Here is an 18,282-nt window from a genome sequence, read left to right on the forward strand (position 1 = left end):
GTTCATCAAGCGTCCAGCCAGACTTGCTCGGAGAACATGTAGCCCATGAAACCGCCCAGCGGGTTGGTGCCGTAGCCTTTGACGCGCTGATCGACGCCATCGATGTTGCTGATGAACACAGGAACACCGATGCCGCTGTGATCATGCACCAGAGCCTGCATGTCCCCGTACATCTTGCCGCGCTTGACCTCATCGGTTTCACCCCGGGCCTGGATCAGCAACTGGTCGAACTGCGGATTCTTCCAGCCCGACTCGTTCCAGGGCGCCGTGGACTGGAAGAACTGCGAGAAGATCATGTCGGCGTTGGGCCGTGGGTTGATGTTGCCGAAGCTCAGCGGGTGCTTGGCCCAGTGGTTGGACCAGTAGCCATCGCTTGGCAGCCGATTGACGTTGAGCTTGAGCCCGGCCTCCTTGGCCGACTGTTGCAGCAGCACAGCGACGTCCACCGAGCCGGTGGCGGCCGGTGAGCACATCACCGGCATGCTGATATTTTCCATGCCCGCCTTCTTCAGCAGGAAGCGCGCCTTTTCTGGATCGTAGGCCCGTTGTGGCAGGTCGGCATTGTGAAAACGTGCGCCGGGGGCGATCGGGTGGTCGTTGCCGACCCTGGCAAAGCCACGGAATATCGCCGACTTGACCTGTTCGCGATCCAGCAGCAGTTTCATGGCCTCGGTGAATTCCGGGCTTTGGCCGGGCATCTGGTCCTGGCGAATGATCAGGTCGGTGTAGTTACCCGACGGCGAGTCCACGACGCGATGTTTGGCACTGTCCTTGATGCGTGTGGTCGAGCGCGGGTTGACCTCGTTGATGATCTGCACATCACCCGAGAGCAATGCGTTGACCCGTGACGGTTCGTCGGCGATGCCAATGAACTCGATCTCGTCCAGGTACGGCAAACCCGGCTTCCAGTAGTTGGTGTTGCGCGCACCAATCGAACGCACTCCCGGCTTGAATTCCTTGACCTTGAATGGGCCAGTACCGATGCCCTGGCTGAAGTCGCTGGTGCCTTCAGGAACGATCAGCATGTGGGAGATAGCCAGGATCGATGGCAGCTCGGCATTCGGCCCGCTCAGCGTTATCTGCACTTCATGGGTGCCGTTGGCCTTGACCTCGGCAAACTGCGACGCCAGCGGCAGGACCTTGGAGCCGGTAATCGGGTCCTTGTGGCGCAACAGGGAAAACACTACGTCGGCGGCGGTCAGGCCCTTGCCGTTGTGGAAGACCACCTCTTTGCGCAGGGTAATCACCCAAAGCGTCGCGTCGGTGGTGTCGATGCGCTCGGCCAGTTCCAGCTGCGGCACCATGTGGCTGTCGAAACGCGTCAGGCCGTTGTAGAACATGTAGTGGCGCACGTAGTCCGTGGACGACGAGCCTTTGGCCGGGTCCAGGGTGTCGGCGGTGGAACTGGTGATACCAGCGACCCGAATGCGCCCGCCGGGCTTGCCTTTGCCAGGACTTGCCTGTTCGTCGGCAAGCAGCTTGCCAGCGGCACCGAACAGGCTGCCGGCGCCTGCCGCAGCCACACCCGCGACCCCGAGCATTTGCAAGGCATGCCGGCGTGACATGCCACGATTGAGCCCTTCGAAAACACGCAGACTTTCTGTACCGGTGATCAACTGGTCTTTGATGCCGTTTTTATTGTCACTCATGTCAGTTCTACCTTTCGGAAAATGATAGGGCTCGATAGCGTGCGATTAACGCATCGCGGTTGAAACGCCAAACAACGCCATGTAACTCAGTGCAAGTAGTCCTGCAGCCGGTAATACGCACCCACCAGCGGCAGGAACCAAGGCTTGCCGAAGTGTCCGGGGATGGCCGGCCAGTCGAGTTCGCGCCAAGGGTTGGCCTCGACTTTGCCGGCCATGACCTCGGCCATGACTTGCCCCATGTGCACCGACATCTGGACACCGTGGCCGCTGTAGCCCATGGAGTGATAAACCCCTCCATGCTGGCCGGCCCGGGGCAGGCGATCGGACGTCATGTCCACCAGGCCGCCCCAGCAGTAGTCGATCTTGACGCTCGCCAACTGCGGGAACATCTGCACCATCGCCGCTTGCAACACCTTGCCGCTCTTGGCGTCGGAGACGCTGTCGGACATGGCAAACCGCGCACGTCCGCCAAACAGCAAACGGTTGTCCGGGGTCAGGCGAAAGTAGTTGCCGATCATGCGGCTGGTGACATAGGAGCGACGCGCCGGCAGCAAGCTGTCGATCAACGCCTGGGGCAATACCTCGGTGGCGATCACAAAACTGCCCACCGGCACGATTCGCCGCCGATACCAGCCCAGACCGCCCTGCTGACAGGTGCCGGTCGCCAGCAGGATCTGCGAAGCGTGCAACGTGCCCTTGCTGGTGTTGACTTGATAACCGCCCGCGCTGGCTTTCCAGTCCTGCACCGCCACGCCCTGGAAGATCAAAGCACCGTGCCGGGCAGCCGCCTCGGCCAGGCCGACACCGAAGCGTCCGACATGCATCTGCACGCCATTACGCTGCAGCAGGCCGCCGTGGAACTGCGCCGAATTGACTTCCTCCCGCGTCTCTTCGGCGGACAGCAACTCGACCTCGGCATCGACCTCCCTGCGAATCAATTCACAGGTGCGGGCCAAGCCTTCGTAGTGCATCGGCTTGGCGGCCAATTTGAGCTTGCCATTGCGCTTGAGGTCGCAGGCAATCTGTTCTTGTTCCACCAGCGTGACGACGCTCTGCACAGCGCTTTCATAGGCCTGGTAATAGGCCCGGGCCTTGTCGGCGCCGAGGCTGGCGGTGAGTGCCGCGTAATCCTGGGCAACCCCGGTGCTGCAATGCCCACCGTTGCGCCCCGACGCCTCACCGATCACCCTGCCCGCCTCCAGCACCGCCACGCTGGCCCCCTTCAAGGCCAAGGCCCGCGCTGCGGCCAGGCCGGTGAGACCGCCACCAACGATGGCGACATCGACCTGCCCGGGCAATCCGCCGAGCTGGGCACCGGTGAACGCCGGTGCGGTATCGAGCCAATAGGACTCACTGCCCATGTCTAACCCCTTTCACCTTGAAGAGCGCCTGGAGACTCAGAGCCCGACCAGACCGGCCAACCCGCCGATGTCCGGGATTTGGTGGTAGCCAAAGGCGGCGTTCGCCGGCTGCTCATGCCCACGGGCAACGAAAGCCTTGTGCTTGATCTTCATGTCGTGGGCCGACATCAGGTCATAACGGAAGCTGGACGACACATGCAAAACATCCTCCGGCCCGCAGCCGAGGTTATCGAGCATGAATTCAAAAGCCGCCAGGCGGGGCTTGTAGGCCTGGGCCTGCTGGGCGGTGAAGACTTTATGGAAAGGTGCGCCGAGCTTGTCGACGTTGGACATGATCTGCTCGTCCATCGCGTTGGAGAAAATCACCAGGGGGATCTTGTCAGCGATTTTCGACAGGCCCGCCGGCACATCGGCGTGAGGACCCCAGGTAGGAACGGCGTCGTAATAAAGCTGGCCTTCGTTCCGGTACTCGACGCCCCAACGCTTGCAAGTCCGCGCCAGGGCGGTCTTGAGAATCTCATCATAAGGCCGCCAGTCGCCCATCACCTGGTCCAGCCGATAAGCGGAAAAATCCTTGACGAATTGATCCATCTGCCCGGCATTGACACGGTCGGCGAATAGCTCGCGGGTCATGGTGCCCATTTGGAAATTGGTCAACGTGCCGTAGCAGTCGAAGGTGATGTACTTGGGTCGAAGAAAGCTCATGAGTGCGGTCCTGGATTGTTGTTGAAGACATGCCGAGGCAAACATTGACGCCGTTCGTAAAGCCTCGATGCATCGCTGCATCACGTTTTCATTACAACACCATGAGACCGTGGATAAATCGTTAAAAATACCGGCCGCTTGGTACAAACCACCGTTTTGCGGGGCTCGCTCAGCAGACTTTGCGGGATGCTCCAGCCGCGGGCGTTACGCCCGTGTTTCAGTGGGTTTGCGGGCAGTTATGGTGCGTGAAACAGGCCTGCGAGGGCTGGTGTGCGGCAGAATCTACGCCTGGCGTGGGCAGCACCGGCATCTTTGTTGAATGGGCTGACGCCATCGCGAGCAAGCTCGCTCCCACAGGGGATGCGAGTGGACTTCACTCTCTCTGCTCCCCCGTAATCCCTGTAGGAGCGAGCTTGCTCGCGATGGCGATAGCCCTGTAGCAGAGCCAGCCCTGGCTCACCGCTGTTCAGGCTTTCAATTCAGCCTCCAGAAAGCTCACCAAGGCCTGTACCCGCACACTGCGGAGTTTGCGCGAAGGCACCAGCAGGTTGATCGGGGCGCTGTCGAATTGCCAATCCTCGAGCACTCGGACCAGGCGGCCGTCGGCGATGGCTTTACTGACGTCCCACTGCGAACGCAGCACCAACCCAAGCCCTTGTTCGGCCCAGCGCCGGGCCACGCTGCCATCGTTGCTCAATAAGGCTGGCTTGATCCGCAGAGTCTTGCGCCCCAGCTCATTGCGCAGATGCCACAGCGTGAAATCTTCATCGTTTTCACGAATACAAATGCAGCGGTGCTCGGCGAGTTGGTCAGGAGATGCCGGTTTCCCGTACTGGTCCAGGTAGGCAGGGCTGGCGCACAACCATCGGTCGTTTTGCGTGAGGGGCCGGGCCACCCACTGGCTGTCGCTGAGGTGGCCGATGTGAATCACGGCGTCGCTGTCATGGCGATCGGGCCAGGGGGTTTCCCGTAGATCCAGATGCAGGCAGAGCTGCGGGTGCAACCGGGCAAAACGCGCCAGCAATGGCGCGATGTGTTGGCGCCCATAGCCGAACGGTGCCGCCAGCCTGAGCGTACCGACCAGTTGATCGTCCGGCTGCTTGAACGATTCGGGCAGCGCCTCCAGTTGTTCCAGCAGCACCGCGCTCTGGCGCGAGAAGCGCTCACCATCGGCGGTCAGGCTCAGGCGCCGGGCGTCGCGGTTGGCCAAGGTCAGACCCAGCAACGTCTCCAGTTTGCGCAAACGCATGGACAGCGCCGGTGGCGAGACATTGAGGGCCCGGGCGGCGGCGCTCAACGACTCGGAGCGGGCCAGCGTCACGACCATCCTCAGGTCTTCGAGGCTAAGCATTCAGTTCAACTTAATGATTGATGACGATGCATTGAACCACAGCTTCACGCTGACTGAGTAGAGTCGAGCCTGCCCTTCATCACCGAGCCCTGTTCATGCCAGCCTCCATTGCCTCCCTCGATACCCCGGTCGCGCTCATCGACGTACCACGCATGCAGCGCAATATCCAGCGCATGCAGCAACGCATGGACGCCCTGGGCGTACGCCTGCGTCCCCACATCAAGACCAGCAAATGCCTGCCGGTGGTCCAGGCGCAAATCGCCGCAGGCGCCAGCGGTGTCACGGTATCCACTTTGAAGGAAGCCGAGCATTGTTTCGCCGCTGGCATCCAGGATATTTTTTATGCCGTGGCCATGGCTCCCGGCAAACTGGCCCAGGCCCTGACGCTGCGACGCAAAGGCTGCCGCTTGAGCCTCTTGACCGACAGCCTGGCGGCGGCCCAGGCCATCGTCGATTTCGGCAGGCAACACGACGAACGTTTCGATGTCTGGATCGAGATTGATTGCGACGGTCACCGATCCGGAGTCCGTGTCGAAGACGATTCACTCATCGAGATCGCAAGGCTACTCAACGACGGGGGTCTGCAGCTTTACGGCGTCATGACCCATGCCGGATCCAGTTACGAACTCGACACCCCCCAGGCGCTGCAAGCCCTGGCCGAACAGGAGCGCAGCGTCTGCGTCAGCGCTGCCCAACGCATCCGCGAGGCCGGGCTGGCCTGCCCACAGGTCAGCATCGGCTCGACGCCCACGGCGCTGTCGGCGACGAGTCTGGAAGGCGTCACCGAAGTGCGCGCCGGTGTCTATGTGTTCTTCGACCTGGTGATGCACAACGTCGGCGTCTGCGCGGCCGACGAGTTGGCCCTGAGCGTGCTGACCACCGTCATTGGTCATCAGCCAGGTAAAGGCTGGGTCATCACCGATGCCGGCTGGATGGCCATGAGTCGTGATCGAGGCACGCAGCGCCAGCAGCGAGACTTCGGCTATGGGCAGGTCTGTAGCGAAGACGGCGTCTGGATCGAAGGCGCACTGCTCACCAGTGCCAATCAGGAACACGGCATCATCACCCTCTCAAGCTCCGACAGTGTCGATATCGCCACGCGCTTTCCCATTGGTAGCCGCCTGCGCATCCTGCCTAACCATGCCTGCGCCACCGGTGCGCAGTTTCCTCATTACAGCGCCTGTGATGCAACGGGCGAAGTGCACACGTGGAGTCGTCTACATGGCTGGTGAGATCGAGTTGATTCACACAACCCAGGCGGCCGCTCCGGGCGGGCATTACGCCCAGGCCGTGTCGCACCAGGACGTCTTGTATGTGTCCGGGCAACTGCCGGTACGCGTCGATGGCAGCCACAGTGCCGACCAACCGTTCGAAGTGCAGGCCGGCATTGCCCTGGATAACCTGATGGCGATTCTCAGCGCGGCTGGCCGGGGTCCGACGGACCTGTTGAAGGTGACTGTGTACGTCGTCGGCATCGAACACTGGCCGGCTTTCGACCGGATCTACGCCCGTTATCTGGGCGAGCACCGCCCTGCCCGCGCCGTGGTACCCGTCCCGGCCTTGCACCATGGCTACCTGATCGAAATCGAAGCGCTGGCCCGGGGCTGACATCATTCATGAGGCCACGAGATGAACGTGTGGCGAGGGAGCTTGCTCGCGCTGGAGAGCGAAGCGCTCATCGCTTTTCTGGGGCCGCTGCGCGACCCAGCGGGAGCAAGCTCCCTCGCCACAGGTGTCCTGGGCCGTTGGTTAACCGTGGGCATCCTTGGCCCTGAAACGGGCGCCGCTACCTTTGCGAAGTTAGCCCTCCCGATACAGCAGATTATTCTTTGCCGGGCGCAACAACGGCACATGTCAGCAGGACGGCTTTGTTAGCTTATTGAGAACACTCCAGGGAGCCCGTCGGATGACCACCCACACCTCGAATCACTACAGCGTCGACCCGCAAATGTCCCGGCAGCTTTATATCAATGGCACCTGGTCGTCCCCGGCCCAACCGGCAACGCTGGCGGTGGTCAATCCGGCGACCGAGGAAGTGATCGCCGAGGTCGCCCAAGGTTCTGCCGCAGACGTCGACCGTGCGGTAGCGGCCGCGCGTGCCGCATTTCCCGGCTGGTCCGCGACACCTGTAGACGCCCGCGTATCGATCCTTGGCAAGATCCACGAACTGATCCTTGAGCGCCAGGAAGCGCTGGCCCAGGTGCTCTCGCTGGAAATGGGCGCGGCCATCGGTTTCGCCCGGGCCATGCAAGTGCCGCTGGCGGCCGAACACGTGCGGGTCGCCCGTGATGTACTGGCCACCTACCGTTTTCAGAACGTCGAAAATGGCACCGCCATTCAACGCGAACCCATCGGCGTCTGCGGCCTCATCACGCCGTGGAACTGGCCGCTGTATCAAATCACCGCCAAAGTCGCCCCGGCGATTGCCGCTGGCTGCACGGTGGTGTTGAAACCGAGCGAACTGTCACCACTGAGCGCGCTGCTGTTCGCCCAATTGGTGCATGACGCGGGCCTTCCACCGGGTGTCTTCAACCTGGTGAACGGCAGCGGTGCCGAGGTCGGCGCGGCCATGGCCGAGCATCCCGACATCGACATGATCTCCATCACCGGCTCGAACCGCGCCGGCGCACTGGTGGCCCAGGCCGCCGCCCCCACGGTGAAACGCGTCACCCAGGAACTGGGCGGCAAGTCACCGAACGTGTTGCTGCCGGACGCGGACTTCGCCAAAGCCGTACCACCGGGGGTGATGTCGGCCTTGCGCAATGTCGGCCAATCGTGCAGCGCACCGACCCGAATGATCGTGCCAAGAAACCGCTTGGCGGAAGTCGAAGCGTTGGCTGCCGCAACCGCCAATGCGATCATCGTCGGCGACCCGCAATCGGAAGCAACGGTCCTCGGCCCCATCGCCAACGAGCCCCAGTTCAATCGCGTCCAGACGCTGATCGAAGTGGGCTTGAGGGAAGGCGCCAAACTGGTGTGCGGCGGCCCGGGACGAGTACCGGGTTTCGACAAAGGCTTCTACACCCGCCCGACGGTTTTCTCACAGGTGGACAGCGCCATGCGCATCGCCCAGGAAGAAATCTTCGGGCCTGTGCTGTGCATCATTCCCTATGACACGGTGGATGAAGCGGTCGCCATCGCCAACGATACGGTCTATGGGCTGGGTGCGCATGTCCAGGGGCAGGACCTTGAGCAGGCGCGCAGCGTTGCCCTGCGTATCCGCTCCGGACAAGTGCTATTGAACTACCCGGCGTGGAACCCCATGGCACCGTTCGGCGGCTACAAGCGCTCCGGGAACGGGCGTGAATACGGTATCCACGGTTTCGAGGAATACCTGGAGATCAAGGCGATTGTCGGGTTTGGCTGATCGCCTGGTCCTCGGATCGATCCTTGCCTTCGCGGTCCCCTACGTAATGGTGCGCGAGCGCAAATGACGGTAGCCAGGCTTCGCGGCGCAGGGTCCAGCTTTCGTAGGTGGGCACCAGTTGATCGGGAGCATCGAGCGCGCCCAGGTGCACTTCGATTTCATCGTCGCTGCGGGCAAACACCGACGAGCCGCAGCGCGGGCAGAAATGGCGCCCGGCATAATCCCGTGTCTCGCCTTGGATCGTCACCGCATCCTGGGGAAACACGGCAGCGGCGTAGAAAAGCGCGCCATGGTGCTTGCGGCAATCCAGGCAGTGACAAAGGCCAACCCGATAGGGCCGCCCCGAAGCTTCGATGCGGACGTCGCCACAGAGGCAACCGCCGGTGAATCGGTCCATGGTGTGTCTCCTGCAATTTGATCCGGTTCACAACTTCTGGCTATCAATGACAGGCGCATGTTCCGCCATCAGCTCCACCACCCATGCAATGAACACCCGCAACTTGGCGCTGATGTGCCGGTTCGGCGGATAGGCCAGGTAGAGCGGCATCGGATCGAGGCGCCAATCTTCGAACAGACGCACCAACTCGCCTCGCGCTTCGTGATGCCGGGACATGTATTCGGGCAGCCAGAGCACGCCCAGCCCCGCCAAACCGGCCGCGAGGTAGGCGTTGCCATCGTCGATGGCCAGCGCGTAGCGTCCTTTGATGTGCAGGTGCTCGTTGTGATTGTGCAGGGCGTAGGGTACGGCTTTGCCGGTGCGAGCCCACAAGAAGCCGACGATGCGCTGCGGCGAATCTTCCAGTTCGCGCGGATGCGCAGGCGTGCCGACCCGTGCCAGGTAGCTCGGCGCGGCAAAGACGCCCAGGGCCAGGTCGCCGACGTGTCGGGCAATCAAGGATTGATCCGTCAGCTCACCGCCGCGCACCACGCAATCGACGTTTTCATCGATGATGTCGACGATGCGATCGCTCACGCCCATGTCGATCTGGATGTCCGGGTATCGCGCATAGAACCCTGGCAATGCCGGCACCAGGATCATCGCGGCCAGCGGGCTCGGCACGTCCACCCGCAGTCGCCCCCGGGGCAGTGCCAACGCGCCGGACAGGCTGGTTTCGGCATCGTCCATGTCGGCGAGCAGGCGGATCACCCGCTCGTAATAAACGGCGCCGTCGGCGGTGATATTGACTTTGCGCGTGGTGCGGTTGAGCAGCTTGACCCGCAGGCGTGCCTCCAACTGCTGGACCAGTTGGGTCACGGTGGTCTTGCTCATGTGCAGTGTTTCGGCTGCCTTGGTGAAACTGCCCGTCTCCACCACGCGAACGAATGCCTGCATCGCATCGAAACGGTCCATGTGTGCCTCGGTTAAATCGATCAGATTGTTTGGCTTTCACAAACAGTGATCGCCAAGGTTGCTCGTTTATCGTCCGGGCACAAGCCCCTAGAGTGGGTTCATCGTTGGTTTTGAATCAATCTTGACCCCTTGATGGAGGCACTTATGACACAGCGTGACGTTGTTTTTCCAGCCGGACGCCAGGCGCTTTATGAGCGCAATCGTTATTCACCGGCTATCCGTTCCAATGGCTTTTTATTCGTGTCGGGACAGGTGGGCAGCACTGAAGACGGTTCGCCGGAACCCGAACTGGAGACCCAGGTTCGGCAAGCGTTCAACAATCTGAAGGCGATACTCGCCGCAGCCGAGTGCACCTTTGACGATGTGGTGGACGTCACGGTCTTCATGGTTGATCCCGAATCGACCTTCGAGCGAGTCTGGAGCGTCGTTCCCGAGTTCTGGGGTAACGCACCGCATCCGACGCTGACGGCGGTGGGCGTGACGTGGCTGTATGGGTTTCAGTTCGAGATCAAGGTGATTGCCAGGTTGCCTGAAACCGTCGGCTGATCGACGGGTTCGCGAGGGGGTTGAAGGTTCTGGCATCATCGCGAGCAAGCGCGCTCCCACAGGGCATCTGGTGCCGAGCACGATATTTCTGTTCACTGAAGGTCCAGTGTGGGAGCGAGCTTGCTCGCGAAGGCGGCGGCACATTCAATATCAATGCATGCTGCCCCACCGCTTTCGCGAGCAGGCTCGCTCCCACAGGAATCGTCGGTGAAGCACCGGCTAACCTTTCACCGCTGCCTCGATCGCCGCGATGTCGATCCTGGTCATCTGCATCATGGCCTCGAAGGCGCGCTTGGCGGCGGCTTTATCAGAGCCGGTGATTGCATCCACCAGGACGCGCGGGGAGATCTGCCAGGACAGCCCCCACCTGTCCTTGCACCAGCCGCAGGCACTGGCCTGGCCGCCGTTGTCGATAATCGCATTCCACAGCCGGTCTGTTTCGGCCTGGTCGTCGGTGGCGACCTGGAATGAGAAAGCTTCACTGTGCTTGAACGCCGATCCTCCGTTCAATCCGAGACAAGGGATACCCATTACCGTGAAATCGACTGTCAGCACATCGCCCTGCTTGCCCGCCGGATAGTCGCCAGGGGCGTGATGAACGGCCAGTACCGCGCTGTTGGGGAACGTCGCCGCATAGAACTGTGCGGCTTCCAACGCAGTGCCGTCGTACCAGAGACAAATCGTGTTTTTATTATTCATCCGGGTTCTCCGAGAAGGGGGACTGGACGGTGAAGTCTAGCAGTCTCCCTATCGGATGAAGGCCGATCCCGGCATCCTCCGCAGGCCGGCAGACACTGCGCAACGATCATTACCCGGTGCTTTACGGGCTGCAGCATGGAGCCTGCAAGCCTCGTCGCCCCCCGACTAGACACTCTCCGGTTCGCCGTGATTCACCATCCAGCGAATCATGCTCGCCAGCGGCACCCGATAATGCTCGACCGTGCATTCGCCCTCGTGCTCCTGGCTGTACAACTCAAGGTAACGACTGAGCAGGATATGACGGCCATCCTCCGCCAACCGCAGCTCAAGCTCCCGACAATGCAGCGCACCCCGGCCAAGCGCTTTCACCCGCCGATGCAACACCAGCACCTCATTGTTCATCTGCGGAGCCTCCCTCCTGGCAATGGGCAGTGTCCTGCTCCACCGACCCCAGTTTCCCTTGCGCGACGAAATCGGCGCGCCGTTGTGCCACCGCGTCTCGCAGCGCCACGTAGTAATCCGGCCGGGTCTGCAGCTCATCCGTCAGCGGCAACGCCTGCGCACGACCATCGACGATGCCGCCGACGGTGTCGACCGTACCCAACGTGTCGACGGTGCTGCTGTTATCGCCGAACGGATCGACCGCAGAACTCAATACCTTGCCCGTGGCGTCCCGCAGGTTGGCAGTGCCCAGCAACGGCAGCTCCACGATCGGCCCTGGGGCGATGTTCCAGACGCCGAATGTCTGGCCGAAATCAGCCTTGTGCCGCTCGATGCCGAGCTTGCCCGACACATCGATCAAGCCGACGATGCCTGCGGTGGTGTTGATGACGAAACGGCCGAGGGTGTTGACCGAGCGCTGGGCGTTGCCTTGCAGCAAGTCGTTGATGAACACCTTGGGTTCGCCGAAGTTCGCCACGAAGTTGTGAACGCCGGTCTGGAACACCTCAGGCAGTTTGCGATAGCCACGGGCGACGGGGGCCAACGCGTAATCGTCTACAGTCCGGTTGAAGGCGAAAAGGCCGCGATTGATGGGTTCTGCAGGATCGTGAACGGCGTAGGGAACACTTTCACAACTGCCCGGCTTGGCAGCGGGTGTGCTGGTGCAGCCACTGGCGAGTGCCGTCAATACAACCACAACGGTGGATCGAACAAACAACGGAGCGGGTTTGGTGATCGGCATACAGGGTTATCTCGGCGAGGAATGGGGTGCTGCCTATGCCGGTTAAAAGCCGAACCCTGTGGCGAGGGAGCTTGCTCCCGCTTGAGTGCGAAGTGCTCACCGCTTTTTTTGGGGCCGCTTCGCGACCCAGCGGGAGCAAGCTCCCTCGCCACAGGTCCGGTGTTGGCTGGCTATTAACTGACTGACATCGAGGCCATCCTGCCGCTGTTTTTTTGCCTGGAGATTTCCAGAACATTGCCCGCCGGCAACTTTATTGCCGGATTGAAATATATGACGCAGGCCATGGATTGACCCTAGTATCGCCTCCTGTATTCATCACCCAGCGTACCCACCGTGAGCCATTTATTACTGGTGGACGATGACCTCGAAGTCCTCGCCCTCTTGCGCAAATTCCTCGAACAACATGGCTACAGCGTGGAAGTGGCCGCCGACGGCACTGCCCTGTGGCAAGCGGTCGAGCGACGGTTGCCGGACCTCATCATCCTCGACGTCATGTTGCCGGGAGACAACGGGCTGGTGCTCTGCCAACGGCTGCGTGCCGAGCACACGGTCGGCATCATCATGCTCACGGCCATGGGCGAGTTGAGTGACCGCGTCGTCGGCCTGGAGCTAGGGGCGGACGACTACCTGACCAAGCCTTTTGACGCACGAGAACTGTTGGCCCGGGTGCGCGCCGTCCTCAGGCGCACCGGCGAAGCCCGGGGCTCGTTGAACGACGCCTCCCGACCGATCCTGGAGTTCGAAAACTGGCAACTGGACGTCACCCGTCGCGAATTACGCTCGCCGGAAAAAGTCATGATCCCGCTGTCCACGGGCGAGTTCGAACTATTGCTGGTATTCGCCGAGCACCCGCGACGGGTACTGAGCCGCCAGCAGTTGCTGGACCTGGCGCGTGGCGAAACCTTCGATGCGTTCGACCGCAGCATTGATGTCCAGGTCAGCCGTTTGCGCCGCAAGCTGGAGACCGATATCACCGGCGCCGCCATGATCCGTACCGTGCGCAACAGCGGCTATCTCTTCAGCCCCCACGTGGTGAAGCGATGAAGCCGTTGCGCTCGGCCACTCATCGACCACGGGATACCGTGGCACGCTGGATCGCCCTGACCACCATGGTCGCCATGCTGACGTTGCTGGCCTTGAACGAGCTGTTCAGCCTGCTGGCCGGTGCCTGGGCGCACCCTCCCCTGATGGAAACCGGCCTGATGGACAAGGCCGCCTCCATCACCCGCATCATTGACTCAGTCGCACCGGAACAAAGGCCCGAAATTGCCAGGGCCGCCAGCGACCCAACGTTCAACGCGCAATGGTTGCGGCGCCATGAAGATGCCCGGTTGCCGGTGATTGTCGATCCGCAGTTCAGTGAAGGCTCGAGGTTCCTGCGTCAACAGTTGGGCCGGCACGACGCCCGGATAGAGGCCTACGAGCCGGGCGACTGGCCGGCCGATCAATCCGATGCACGCTACGCGGTGATCATCGAATTGAGCGACCATTCGTGGGTGATATTCTCGGTGCCCTCCCGCAGTTGGGGGCTGGGGGAATGGGCCCGCAATCTGATCATTATCGCGTTGATCCTGCTGTCGACGCTGATCGTGGCCCTGATCGCCGCGCGGCACTTGGCGGCGCCACTGGAACGTTTTGCCGAAGGCGCCAGGCGCTTCGGGGTGGATCACAGGGCGCCCCCCATCCCGGTCGTCGGCCCCTACGAAATCCGCCAGGCAATCAGCGCCTTCAACGCCATGCAGGCCCAGCTCAAGCATTTTCTGCAAGACCGCACACAAATGCTCGCCGCCATCTCCCATGATCTGCGCGCGCCATTGACCCGCATGCGCCTGCGCGGGGAGTTCATCGAGGATGCCGAGCAGCAATCCAAACTGTTCAGGGATGTGGATGAAATGCAGGCGATGATAAATTCGGCCCTGGAGTTCTTCCGCGACGATGCGCGGCTGGAACATGCCACCGCGTTCGACTTGGCTGAACTGCTGCACACCATCGTCGATGACCTGAAGGATGCCGGCACCGAGGTGTCATTCGAGGGTGCCCACCGCTTCGTTTATGTCGGCCGACCCATTGGGATCAAACGGGCGTTGATCAACCTGATCGACAACGCGATCAAATATGGCGGCGAACCGGCTGTGCAACTCAGGGCCGCTGCCGATCGAGTTGAAATCCGCATCCTGGACCGAGGCCCGGGCATCGCCTCCGAATACCATGAGCAGGTATTCGCACCGTTCTTTCGCCTCGAAGGTTCACGCAACAAAAACACTGGCGGTGTCGGGCTGGGTCTGTCGACGGCGCGGGCGACGGTGCTGGAGCATGGCGGGACGCTGAGTCTCAGGAATCGGCGTGATGGCGGGCTGGAGGTCAAGGTCTCGCTGCCATTGCATTGACCCACGCGGGGGCCCTTGACGAACAATGTTCTAAACAACCGGCGCCTTCCTCGGTAGGATGTCCGGCCTTTTGGCCTGGACCCAGCCCCTGGAATTGCTCCGATGATCCTGATCGTTTACGCCCACCCCTACCCCGACCAATCGCGGGTCAACCAGCAGATGCTCAAGCGGGCATCCAGCCATCCGGACGTGGTGGTACGGTCCCTCTATGATCTCTACCCGGACTTTGACATCGACGTCGAGGCCGAACAACGCGCCGTCGAACAGGCACGGTTGGTCGTCCTCCAGCACCCGATGTACTGGTACAGCATGCCGCCGCTGCTGAAATTGTGGATCGATAAAGTGTTCACCCACGGCTGGGCATACGGCCGGGGTACCACGGCCCTCAAGGACAAGAGCCTGCTGTGGGCCGTCACCACGGGTGGCGAGCCCGATCATTTCCAGATCGGCGCCCATCCGGGCTTTTTCGTGTTGGCCCAGCCGCTCCAGGCGACGGCTATCTATTGCCACATGCGCTGGCTGGAGCCGGTCGTGGTGCACGGCGCGTATGCCGCTGATTCCGCAGCCCAACACGCACAAATCGAACACTACGGCGCCCGACTGGCCTCCTGGAAGGAAGATTGATATGGAGACGCACAGCCTGATTGAAATGCTTATCTACCTGGGCGCGGCGACGTTGATCGTGCCGATTGCCGTCCGGTTGGGGCTGGGCCCGGTATTGGGTTATCTCCTGGCCGGGTGCGTCATCGGTCCGTGGGGGTTGAAGCTCATTACTGATGTGAAGGCCATCTTGGAATTCGCCGAAATTGGCGTCGTGCTGATGCTGTTCATCATCGGCCTTGAGCTCGACCCCAAGCGGCTGTGGGCGTTGCGCAGGATGGTGTTCGGTGGAGGGGCCTTGCAGATGCTGGCCTGTGGCGCAGCGATCGCGGCTTTCTGCGCGGCGCTGGGCCTGAACTGGACGGCCGCGTTGCTGGTGGGACTGACCCTGAGCCTGTCTTCCACGGCAATCGCCATGCAGGCGATGAATGAACGCAACCTGACGTCAACCGCCGTCGGGCGCAGCAGTTTTGCCGTCTTGCTGTTCCAGGACATCGCGGCCATTCCCCTGGTCGCCATGATTCCCTTGTTGTCAGCCCACGGTGAAACACCGTCAGGCACCGCCCTGGCGCTGTCGATTGTCAAAATCGTTGCCGCGATCAGCGTCGTCGTGCTGTTGGGGCGCTACCTAACGAGGCCACTGCTGCGCTTCGCCGCACGCTCAGGCTTGCGTGAGATTTTCAGCGCCGTAGCGCTGTTCCTGGTGTTCGGTTTCGGTTTTCTCCTGGAAGAAGCCGGCCTGTCGATGGCCATGGGCGCCTTCCTCGCCGGGGTGTTGCTGGCCAGTTCTGAATACCGGCACGCCTTGGAGAGCGACATTGAACCGTTCAAAGGCCTGCTGCTGGGTCTGTTCTTCATCGGCGTCGGCATGTCGATTGATTTCGGTACCCTGATCAATGCGCCGTTGAAGGTCATGACCCTGACCCTGGGTTTCATCCTCATCAAGCTGCTGGTGATCAAGTCCGCGGGTCGTTTCCTCAACGTCCCCGCCGGCCAGCGCTCATGGCAGGCCGTGTTGCTGGGCCAGGGCAGCGAATTTGCCTTCGTGGTGTTCGGCGCGGCGACGGTCGCCGGCATACTGACCGATCAATGGGGCAAAAGCCTGACGCTGGCGGTGGCGCTGTCCATGTGCCTGACGCCCCTGCTCATCCTGCTGCTGGATCGAGTAGAGACCGCGACCAAGAAAGACCGTCGGGAATCCGACCTCATCGACCAACAAAACCCACGAATCATCATTGCCGGGTTCGGCCGTTTCGGGCAGATCGCCGGCCGCCTGCTGATGTCCTGCGGCGTCGAGGTGGTGGTGCTGGATCACGACCCCGACAACATCGAGACGCTGCGCAAATTCGGCGTGAAAGTGTTCTACGGCGACGCCACGCGCCTCGATTTGCTGCACGCTGCGGGCGCGGGCCAGGCCGTTGTGCTGATCAACGCGATTGACGATCAGCAGGACAACCTGACGCTGACCCGGCTGGTCCAAGAGCACTTCCCCGCGTTGAAGCTGATCGTGCGGGCGCGGGACATGGGGCACTTGATCACCCTGCGGCAGATGGGCGTGGAAACCGCCGAGCGGGAAACCTTCGAGAGCGCGTTGTCGTTGGGCCGCCGTGCCCTGATGCAGATGGGCGTCGGCGCTTACGAGGCGCGCGAGCGCGCGGATCAGTTCCGTCGCCTGAACCTGCAGATGCTGGAGGAAATCGTCGCCCAGCCGGAAGACGACCTCAAGTTCCGCCACGACGCCTACCGGCGCGCCAACGCGCTGCTTACGGAAATGTTCAACGAAGACCGGGCGCGCCCTGCCGACAGCTGGCCCGAACACCATCGCAACGAGACGGATGAACAGCACAGCTAAGGGACGCGGCCTTCAGGCTGTCTAGGCCAAGCCTTCCAACTCGGCCAGCATCGACGCCGGAATCTGCAGTTCGCTCGCCGTGAGGTTCTCCCGCAAGTGCGCCACCGACGACGTACCGGGAATCAGCAGGATATTCGGCGCGCGTTGCAGCAGCCAGGCCAGTGCTACGCACAGCGGCGACGCCTCCAGGCGCGCCGCTACGGCCGAAAGGGTTTCCGATTGCAGCGGTGTAAATCCACCCAGCGGGAAAAACGGTACGTAGGCGATACCCTGCTCGCCCAGGTCGGCAATGAGTTGCTCGTCACCTCGGTGGGTGAGGTTGTAGTGGTTCTGCACGCAGACCACTTTGGCGATGCCTTGGGCCTGCTTGACCTGCGCCGCCGTGACGTTGCTCAGCCCCAACTGGCGGATGAGGCCTTGACGTTGCAGCTTCGCCAGTGTGGTGAACGCTTCTTCGATGGAACCCTCCGTGGGCGCTTGTATGTTGCCCCAGGCCCGTAGGTTGACCACGTCCAATACGTCCACGCCCAGATTACGCAGGTTGTCATGAACGGCCTGGGTCAACTCGGCCGGACTCAGTGCAGGGTTCCAGGACGCGTCGGAACCACGGACGGCACCGACTTTGGTCACGATCACCAGGTCCTGGGCGTACGGGTGCAGCGCTTCGCGACCGCCGCCTCACCGGCGTACCTCGACGCCAGGGGACGTCCCGAGCATCCACGGGATTTGCTCCAGCACGCCTGCCTGAGGGGCAAGTTTCCCAGCGGCGCCATGCCACTCTGGGAATTCGAGCGCGACGGCGAAACCGTGAGCGTCGACCCGAGCGGCCCGCTGATAGTGCGCATCGGCGGCGCGGTGGACCTGTCGGTGCAGGCCGCGGTGGATGGGCTGGGCATCGTCTACCTGTTCGAAGACTGGCTACGGCCGTACCTGGACAGCGGCGCCCTCGAGCCGGTGCTCGAACCCTGGTGGCAGCGCTTTACCGGGCCGCTCCTCTACTACCCCGGCCGCCGCTACCTGCCCTCGCCGCTGCGGGCTTTTGTGGATTTTATCCAGGCACAGCGGGATTCGCTGCCTACATAGCCTGGGAAAAATGTGGGAGCAAGCTTGCTCGCGATGACGGCCGTGAATCCAACACCCCTGCCCCTGGTCAGCCCACCCTCCCGCTCGTCTCCTCGTCGGCAGGATTTTCGAACCAAGCCCACCGCCACGGCTCGGAGATAACATGACA

General features: G+C 62.0%; 17 protein-coding genes and 2 pseudogenes. 9 read left to right on the forward strand and 10 right to left on the reverse strand.

What is annotated here, in order from left to right; genetic code table 11:
• Positions 1-5: 5 nt before the first annotated feature.
• From QNH97_RS16955 to QNH97_RS16970, 4 genes are all read right to left on the reverse strand, one after another.
• Positions 6-1,649: an ABC transporter substrate-binding protein gene (locus tag QNH97_RS16955; protein WP_283553046.1), complete on the reverse strand. Its 1,644-nt coding sequence runs from the start codon at positions 1,647-1,649 to the stop codon at positions 6-8.
• 86 nt (positions 1,650-1,735) lie between these two features.
• A complete protein-coding gene (locus QNH97_RS16960; RefSeq protein WP_283553047.1) occupies positions 1,736-3,010 on the reverse strand; it encodes an NAD(P)/FAD-dependent oxidoreductase in 1,275 nt (424 codons plus the stop codon).
• A 36-nt stretch (positions 3,011-3,046) separates the two neighbouring features.
• Positions 3,047-3,715 (reverse strand): haloacid dehalogenase type II, encoded by a 669-nt coding sequence (locus QNH97_RS16965; protein ID WP_283553048.1) that lies wholly within the window; start codon positions 3,713-3,715, stop codon positions 3,047-3,049.
• 466 nt (positions 3,716-4,181) lie between these two features.
• Positions 4,182-5,066, reverse strand: a complete 885-nt coding sequence (locus tag QNH97_RS16970; protein WP_283553049.1) for a LysR family transcriptional regulator — start codon at positions 5,064-5,066, stop codon at positions 4,182-4,184.
• A 95-nt stretch (positions 5,067-5,161) separates the two neighbouring features.
• Here QNH97_RS16970 and QNH97_RS16975 point away from each other — a divergent pair, with 95 nt between their 5' ends.
• The 3 genes from QNH97_RS16975 (at position 5,162) to QNH97_RS16985 (ending at position 8,433) form a co-directional block, all read left to right on the forward strand.
• Complete coding sequence (locus tag QNH97_RS16975) at positions 5,162-6,298, forward strand: DSD1 family PLP-dependent enzyme (RefSeq protein ID WP_283553050.1); 1,137 nt, start codon at positions 5,162-5,164, stop codon at positions 6,296-6,298.
• Complete coding sequence (locus tag QNH97_RS16980) at positions 6,288-6,674, forward strand: RidA family protein (protein ID WP_283553051.1); 387 nt, start codon at positions 6,288-6,290, stop codon at positions 6,672-6,674. The genes QNH97_RS16975 and QNH97_RS16980 overlap by 11 nt, the downstream gene beginning before the upstream one ends.
• 298 nt (positions 6,675-6,972) lie before the next feature.
• Positions 6,973-8,433 carry an aldehyde dehydrogenase family protein gene (locus QNH97_RS16985; protein WP_283553052.1) on the forward strand — a complete coding sequence of 487 codons (1,461 nt, stop codon included), beginning with the start codon at positions 6,973-6,975 and terminating at the stop codon, positions 8,431-8,433.
• Here QNH97_RS16985 and QNH97_RS16990 read toward each other — a convergent pair.
• Both QNH97_RS16990 and QNH97_RS16995 read right to left on the reverse strand, forming a co-directional pair.
• On the reverse strand, positions 8,408-8,830 hold the full coding sequence (locus QNH97_RS16990; protein WP_283553053.1) for a GFA family protein: 423 nt from the start codon (positions 8,828-8,830) through the stop codon (positions 8,408-8,410). The two genes, QNH97_RS16985 and QNH97_RS16990, sit on opposite strands and share 26 nt — an antisense overlap.
• A gap of 27 nt (positions 8,831-8,857) precedes the next feature.
• Positions 8,858-9,784 carry a LysR family transcriptional regulator gene (locus tag QNH97_RS16995; RefSeq protein WP_283553054.1) on the reverse strand — a complete coding sequence of 309 codons (927 nt, stop codon included), beginning with the start codon at positions 9,782-9,784 and terminating at the stop codon, positions 8,858-8,860.
• A 144-nt stretch (positions 9,785-9,928) separates the two neighbouring features.
• Here QNH97_RS16995 and QNH97_RS17000 point away from each other — a divergent pair, with 144 nt between their 5' ends.
• Entirely contained in the window at positions 9,929-10,330 is a 402-nt protein-coding gene (locus QNH97_RS17000) for a RidA family protein (RefSeq protein WP_283553055.1), read from the forward strand.
• A gap of 219 nt (positions 10,331-10,549) precedes the next feature.
• On the opposite strand, the gene QNH97_RS17005 is transcribed toward QNH97_RS17000, so the two are convergent.
• From QNH97_RS17005 to QNH97_RS17015, 3 genes are all read right to left on the reverse strand, one after another.
• Positions 10,550-11,029 (reverse strand): VOC family protein, encoded by a 480-nt coding sequence (locus QNH97_RS17005; RefSeq protein ID WP_283553056.1) that lies wholly within the window; start codon positions 11,027-11,029, stop codon positions 10,550-10,552.
• A 165-nt stretch (positions 11,030-11,194) separates the two neighbouring features.
• A complete protein-coding gene (locus tag QNH97_RS17010) occupies positions 11,195-11,431 on the reverse strand; it encodes a hypothetical protein (protein ID WP_283553057.1) in 237 nt (78 codons plus the stop codon).
• Positions 11,421-12,212, reverse strand: a complete 792-nt coding sequence (locus tag QNH97_RS17015) for an MlaA family lipoprotein (RefSeq protein ID WP_283553058.1) — start codon at positions 12,210-12,212, stop codon at positions 11,421-11,423. The genes QNH97_RS17010 and QNH97_RS17015 overlap by 11 nt, the downstream gene beginning before the upstream one ends.
• Positions 12,213-12,545: 333 nt before the next feature.
• Between QNH97_RS17015 and QNH97_RS17020 the strand changes: the two genes are divergently transcribed.
• The 4 genes from QNH97_RS17020 to kefC all read left to right on the forward strand — a co-directional run bounded on the left by QNH97_RS17020 (position 12,546) and on the right by kefC (position 17,051).
• Positions 12,546-13,256, forward strand: a complete 711-nt coding sequence (locus QNH97_RS17020) for a response regulator (RefSeq protein ID WP_283553059.1) — start codon at positions 12,546-12,548, stop codon at positions 13,254-13,256.
• Positions 13,253-14,599, forward strand: a complete 1,347-nt coding sequence (locus QNH97_RS17025) for an ATP-binding protein (RefSeq protein WP_283553060.1) — start codon at positions 13,253-13,255, stop codon at positions 14,597-14,599. Before QNH97_RS17020 ends, QNH97_RS17025 begins: the two co-directional genes overlap by 4 nt.
• Positions 14,600-14,701: 102 nt before the next feature.
• The gene (gene kefF / locus QNH97_RS17030) at positions 14,702-15,223 is read left to right on the forward strand and encodes a glutathione-regulated potassium-efflux system oxidoreductase KefF (RefSeq protein ID WP_283553061.1); all 522 of its coding nucleotides are present in this window, start codon (positions 14,702-14,704) and stop codon (positions 15,221-15,223) included.
• A gap of 1 nt (position 15,224) precedes the next feature.
• Entirely contained in the window at positions 15,225-17,051 is a 1,827-nt protein-coding gene (gene kefC / locus QNH97_RS17035) for a glutathione-regulated potassium-efflux system protein KefC (RefSeq protein WP_283553062.1), read from the forward strand.
• Positions 17,052-17,072: 21 nt separating this feature from the next.
• Here kefC and QNH97_RS17040 read toward each other — a convergent pair.
• Positions 17,073-17,720, reverse strand: a pseudogene (locus tag QNH97_RS17040) (oxidoreductase); the annotation flags it as partial.
• Here QNH97_RS17040 and QNH97_RS17045 point away from each other — a divergent pair.
• Positions 17,694-18,134 (forward strand): annotated as a pseudogene (locus tag QNH97_RS17045) (LysR substrate-binding domain-containing protein); the annotation flags it as partial. The pseudogenes QNH97_RS17040 and QNH97_RS17045 overlap by 27 nt on opposite strands.
• Positions 18,135-18,282 lie beyond the last annotated feature (148 nt).

The organism is Pseudomonas sp. G2-4, from assembly GCF_030064125.1.
GTDB lineage: Bacteria > Pseudomonadota > Gammaproteobacteria > Pseudomonadales > Pseudomonadaceae > Aquipseudomonas.